Annotated in this window: 1 protein-coding gene and 1 pseudogene; both read left to right on the top strand. The window is 44.9% G+C overall.

Going from position 1 to position 1,000, the window contains the following annotated elements:
* Window positions 1–85: 85 nt before the first annotated feature.
* Window positions 86–370 (top strand): DNA-binding transcriptional regulator Fis, encoded by a 285-nt coding sequence (fis, locus tag A3738_RS25840; protein ID WP_369819810.1) that lies wholly within the window; start codon window positions 86–88, stop codon window positions 368–370.
* A 72-nt stretch (window positions 371–442) separates the two neighbouring features.
* A pseudogene (purH, locus tag A3738_RS25845) lies at window positions 443–1,000 on the top strand (bifunctional phosphoribosylaminoimidazolecarboxamide formyltransferase/IMP cyclohydrolase); the annotation flags it as partial.

Genomic DNA, 1,000 nt, shown 5'->3' on the forward strand with positions numbered 1-1,000 from the left:
AAGATCAACTTAACGCGATAAGCGAGTATTTTAAGCGATCGAACAACCAAGGAGATGAAGGAGATGAAGCTGCATGAGTTCTGAGATGCTAGCCGACAACCAAGACATCCAACCATCACAAAACGCCCCATTGCTTGATGGCGGCACAACATTACGTGATGAGGTAGAAAAAGCGCTGAGCAACTATTTTGCTCAACTAGACGGCGCGCCTGTTACAGACGTCTACCAACTCGTACTTTCAGAAGTAGAAGCTCCTCTTCTAGAGCAAGTATTGAAATATACGCGCAACAACCAAACCAAAGCCTCTGTGCTTCTGGGTCTCAACCGAGGCACTCTGCGCAAAAAACTCAAGCAGTACGGTCTACTGTAAACAGCATCAAAACAAGGGCGGGATTTTCTCGCCCTTTTTCGTTTTAAAGACAAGTAAAAAGTGGAAGTAACTATGACAACAAACGCTCGCCCTGTTGCTGTAAAGCGCGCACTAATAAGTGTCTCGGATAAAACAGGCATTGTTGAATTCGCAAAGAACCTAAAAGACCTTGGTGTTGAACTGCTGTCGACCGGCGGTACCTTTAAATTACTTCAAAGCGAAAACATTCCTGTCACAGAGGTTTCAGACTATACAGGCTTTCCTGAAATGATGGATGGTCGCGTAAAAACTCTCCACCCTAAAGTTCATGGTGGAATACTTGGTCGTCGCGGACAAGATGATGAAGTCATGCAGGCACATGATATCGCTGCAATCGATATGGTTGTCGTAAACCTTTACCCATTCGCTGAAACCATCGCGAAACCAGATTGCTCAATGGATGATGCAGTTGAAAATATCGATATTGGCGGACCAACAATGGTTCGTGCAGCAGCGAAAAACCATGCATTCGTCAATATTGTCGTGAATGCTAACGACTACTCTCCCATTATTGAAGAAATGCGTGAAAACGACGGCTGCACATTGTTTGATACGCGATTTGATCTAGCGATCAAAGCATACGAGCACACC

This window comes from Oleiphilus sp. HI0066, assembly GCF_001635725.1.